Source organism: Pseudomonas sp. P5_A2_2 (assembly GCF_054177685.1).
In genome coordinates, this window is the sequence record NZ_JBGCUL010000340.1 from 1 (window position 1) to 4,580 (window position 4,580).

The window sequence follows — 4,580 nt, forward strand, 5'->3', positions numbered from 1 at the left end:
CGGCCCAGGCGCTGGAGTCCGTCAGCCCGCTGCCGATGTCCGGCAATATCTACCTGATCGGCGCGTTGTGCTTCGTCGTCGCGCTCTATGGCTATCGGTTGATTCACCGCTTGCAGAAGCTACTGTCGATTCTGTCGCTGGTGGTGTTCGTCGCCGCCACGGTGCTCGCCTTGCAGTTGCCGATCCCGGCCGAACAATGGCTGCCAACCGGCTTCTCGTTGTCGAAGTTCCTGGTGGCGGTGAGCATTGCCGTGACCTGGCAACTGTCCTATGCGCCTTACGTCGCCGACTACTCGCGCTACCTGCCAAGCAACACGTCGACCGCCCAGGTGTTCTGGTACAGCTACGCCGGCACGGTCAGCGGTGGCGCGTGGATGATGATTCTCGGGGCGATCCTGAGCGTCGGCATCGGTGACTTCTCCAGCAATGTCGGCGGGCATGTCGCCGGTCTGTTCGGCACTGGCGCGGTGCTGTTGTTCGCCTTCATCGTCTACGGCCAGGTGTCGATCAACGTGTTCAACCTGTACGGCGCGTTCATGTCGACCATCACCGTGATCGAGCCTTTTGCCCGGCTCAAGGTGACGCCGCGGGTACGCGGTGTGTTCATGCTGCTGATCAGCCTGGTGGCCACGGCCCTGTGCACCATCAGTCAGGACGACTTCATCAACTTCTTCCTCAACTTCATCTTCTTCATGAGCTACTTCCTGATTCCGTGGACGGCGATCAATCTGGTGGACTACTACTGCCTGCGCAAAGGCCAGTACCGGATTGACGACATCTTCGACCTGAACGGGATCTACGGACGGGTCRACCGGATTGCCTGCGGCAGTTTCCTGCTGGCGATTGCCCTGGAAATTCCGTTCATGAACACCACGTTGTACGTCGGCCCGGTGGCCACGGTGCTGGACGGGGTGGACCTGGCGTGGATCGTCGGGTTGCTGGTGCCGGCGTTGAGTTATTACTGGCTGATGAAGCTCGGCAAGCGTGCGCCGATGATGGAGTCAGCGGCGGACTGAATTTCAGGCAAAAAAAATCCCAGGCAGCTGATGGACGCCTGGGATTTAAAAATGCATAAACCGTGGTGGTGAACGCGGCGCGGATATTACGGAATATTTCGGCCTGTAACAAGATATTTTTATTCACTATCCAGTTACTAATCCTTCTAACCCCTTCAATATCCACATGTTTTCTAAGGGCGACTACAGGAACCAGCGATACTCCCGCGCGCTGATGTCATGCAGAAATGCCAGATGATCCTGACGCTTGTTTTCGCAGTAGACGTCCACAAACTCCGCCCCCAAGCCTTCGCGCAGCGATGCATGACTTTGCATGGCCTGCACCGCTTCGAGCATTTCCAACGGAAAATCGATGCCACTGCTGCGGTCTTCGTTGAGCGGTGCAATCGGCTCGCGCTCCCCTTCCAGGCCTTGCTCCAACCCCACCAGAATCGCCGCCAACGCCAGATAGGGGTTGGCGTCGGCGCCGGCCAGGCGATGTTCGATGCGCAGGTTCTTGATGTCCGACTCCGGAATACGCAAGCAGGCATCGCGATCCTCGAAACCCCAACTGGCGCGGGACGCGACGTTCACCGTGGCGCTCAAGCGGCGCATGGCGTTGTGGTTCGGGGCAAAGATCGGCATGCAGTGCGGCAACACATCCAGGCAACCTGCCACCGCATGGCGCAGCGCCCGCTGGCCGTTCGCCGCCAGCAGGTTATTACCGGCCTGGTCATACAGGCTGACATGCACGTGCATGCCGCTGCCGGGGTGCTGCAAGTAAGGTTTGGCCATGAAGCTGGCGCGCAAGTTGTGCTTGAGCGCCACGCCCCGGGTGCTGCGGCAGAACAGGGCCGCCCAGTCGGCGGCGCGCAGGCCGTCATCGCAATGGCCGAAGTTGATTTCGAACTGGCCCGGGCCGAGCTCGGCGGTGATCACCGTGGCATCGACGCCCTGGGATCGCGCGGTCTCGACCATTTCATCGAGCACCGGGGCGAAGCGCGACAAGCGTTCGATGTGCATGTTCGGCTGATCGTCGGCATCGCCGGTCAGTTCGTCACGGGGAAATTGCGGCAAGCCGTCCTTCAAGTGACTGTCGAACAGGTAAAACTCCAGCTCGAAGGCCACCACCGGGAAAATGCCTTTACGGTGCAGCCGGTCCAGCACTCGCGCCAGCACTTCACGGGGTTCGAATTCGATGGGTTTGTCCGTGCCGTCGGAGGTGATCAACATCTGGCCCAGAGGCTGCTTTTCCCAGGTCACCAGCTTCAAGGTGCCGGGCACCAAACGGCGCAGCGCGTCCGGGTCACCATCGTTGAAGCAGTAATCGCCGATCTTGAACAGCCCGCCCTGGGTGCCGAGCAACACGCAGTTCTGCGGCAGCTTCAGTGCACTGCCGGCAGCGACTTTTTCCAGCATCTCGATCGGGTAGCGCTTGCCGTAGAAATGCCCCGGAATGTCCAGGGAGATCAGATCGACATAACGCACTTCGGGGTTGCAGTGGCGGAAGTTGCGAACCTCGGCCAGCAGTTCAGAGCACACAGCATCCATCGATTTATTCCTTGTTGTTATCAGGTGTAAACCCAAAGCACACGGGTCAGTTGATCGGACCGGTTGCCGTAGCGGCAGTGCGCATGGCTGGCCAGTTGAAAGCTGTCGCCGGGATGCAGGGTCACCGGTTCGTTGTCGTCGAGCCACAGGGTCAGTTCCCCTTCCAGGACGTAACCGCCCTGCTCCGAGCTGTCCTTCATGTGCCGGTCGCCGCTGCTGGCACCGGGCTCCAGTTGGCTTTCGAGCATCGAAAAGGACGCGCGCATTTTTGGTGAAACGAGGATGTCGGTGATGCCGTCGGCGTAGTACAGCGTGCGGCGCTCGTCCGGGCGGGTGACCCAGGGCAAGGCCATGGGTTTGGGCAGGCTGTAGAAATAGGTGGTCGGCACGCCGAGGGTTTCGCTGATGGCGGTCAAGTCCGCCACCGTCGGGCGCGACAGGCCGCGCTCGACCTGGGACAGAAAACCCACGGAGCGACCGATTTTGTCCGCCAGTTCCTTCAGGGTGTACTTTTTGTGTTTGCGCAGGTCCTGGATCAGGATCGCCAGCGCCGAGATTTCTTCTTGCATGTCCATCTTGAGGCTTCCAGAAAGTGTCGCTTCAAATGCTGTCGCGCAGTCGATACCAGGCCTTGCCGATGGCTTCCAGCGGCGCGGCCAGGTATTTGCCGCCGGGAAAACTGCCGTTGTTCAGGCCCTGGTACAGGGACAACTCGTCGGGCTGACCGAGGATCGCGTCGGACACCGCCCGCGCCGCGGCCAGTGTCGGCAACACGCCATGCCCGGAATACCCCTGCATCCAGTAAAGATCGCCGCGCCGTCCGATATCCGGTGTGCGCTTGAGGGTCAGGTCGATGTGTCCGCCCCAGGCAAACTCCAGTTCGACGCCCATGAGTTGTGGGAACACCCGCTCCAGGAACGGCCGGGTCGCCGCGGCGATGTCCTTGGGCATCCCACCCAGGTAGGTGCAACCACCTCCGAACAGCAGGCGGTTGTCCGGGGTACGGCGGAAATAATCGAGCACGAACTGGTTGTCGGTAACACACACGTTGCTCGGCAGCAGCGCGGTGGCTTGCTCCTTCGTCAGCGGCGCAGTCGCGACCTGATACGTCCCGACCGGCAACACGCAACTCGCCAGTTGCGGGTCGAGTCGGTCGAGGTAAGCGTTGCACGCCAGCACCAGCACGTCGGCGCGAATACGACCGCGCTCGGTGGTCACCACAATCCCGTCGCCCTCCTCGCCATAGCTCAGCGCCTTGCTTTGCTCGTGGATGCGGCCACCGGCGCGCTCGATCGCATCGGCAAGGCCGAGGGCCAGTTTCAGCGGATTCAAATGCCCGCCCTCGGGATCGAACAGGCCGGCCTGATAACGCTCGCTGGCAACCCACTGGGGCAATTCACTGCGCTCGATAAATTGCAGTTTGTCGTGGCCCCACTTGTGGCTGGCCTCGTGTTGCCATTCGGTCAGCAGGCCTACCCGACGGGGCATTACCGAGGTCCACAGATGACCGGCGCGGTAGTCGCAATCGAACTCATGGCGGCCAGGCAAGTCACGCAGTTCCCGCGCAGCCCAGCGCATGCCGTCCCACAAGCGCCGCGCCCGTTCGTAACCCAGCGCCGCTTCCAGCGGTGGCATGTCGCACGACCAACCGAGAATCGCCTGCCCGCCATTGCGCCCCGAAGCGGCCCAGGCCACCCGGCTGGCTTCGAGCAGGGTCACGCGCTTGCCGGCCAGCGCCAGGCGCAAAGCCGTGTGCAACCCACTGAAACCAGCCCCGATGATCAGCACTTCGGTGTCTTGCTCACCTTCCAGTGCGGCTCGATCGACCAGACGATCGGCGCAGGTATGGGCGTAGTAACTGGCGACATGCCGGGTGGATTGCTGACACATACGGCCTCGTGAAATCTTCTATTATTAATTACATGAAAAAATACCCGGTAAATTTCACACAGGCAATCAACACGTATAAAATCCCGCTCAGGCGAACCCGAACGGGATTTTTTTATTCAGGCGCGATGTTCGAATCAATCAGGC

The 4,580-nt window shown here is 60.9% G+C and carries 4 protein-coding genes; 1 reads left to right on the forward strand and 3 read right to left on the reverse strand.

Annotated elements, in window-relative coordinates:
- Positions 1-1,016, forward strand: a 1,016-nt coding sequence (locus ACXRVY_RS17800) for a purine-cytosine permease family protein (protein ID WP_458237884.1), incomplete at its 5' end; no start/stop codon positions are given.
- A gap of 183 nt (positions 1,017-1,199) precedes the next feature.
- On the opposite strand, the gene ACXRVY_RS17805 is transcribed toward ACXRVY_RS17800, so the two are convergent.
- From ACXRVY_RS17805 to ACXRVY_RS17815, 3 genes are read right to left on the reverse strand one after another with little or no spacing between them, the layout of a single operon-like run.
- Positions 1,200-2,546, reverse strand: coding sequence for a glutamine synthetase family protein (locus tag ACXRVY_RS17805; protein ID WP_223463142.1), 1,347 nt, complete (start codon positions 2,544-2,546; stop codon positions 1,200-1,202).
- A 20-nt stretch (positions 2,547-2,566) separates the two neighbouring features.
- Positions 2,567-3,121, reverse strand: coding sequence for a helix-turn-helix domain-containing protein (locus ACXRVY_RS17810; protein WP_223463143.1), 555 nt, complete (start codon positions 3,119-3,121; stop codon positions 2,567-2,569).
- 25 nt (positions 3,122-3,146) lie between these two features.
- Entirely contained in the window at positions 3,147-4,436 is a 1,290-nt protein-coding gene (locus tag ACXRVY_RS17815; protein ID WP_458237885.1) for an NAD(P)/FAD-dependent oxidoreductase, read from the reverse strand.
- Positions 4,437-4,580: the final 144 nt, after the last annotated feature.

What these genes read in the sequence shown, in the direction of transcription:
- ACXRVY_RS17805 (WP_223463142.1), bottom strand. Translation starts at nt 2,546, where the DNA reads ATGGATGCTGTGTGCTCTGAACTGCTGGCCGAGGTTCGCAACTTCCGC.
- ACXRVY_RS17810 (WP_223463143.1), bottom strand. Translation starts at nt 3,121, where the DNA reads ATGGACATGCAAGAAGAAATCTCGGCGCTGGCGATCCTGATCCAGGAC.
- ACXRVY_RS17815 (WP_458237885.1), bottom strand. Translation starts at nt 4,436, where the DNA reads ATGTGTCAGCAATCCACCCGGCATGTCGCCAGTTACTACGCCCATACC.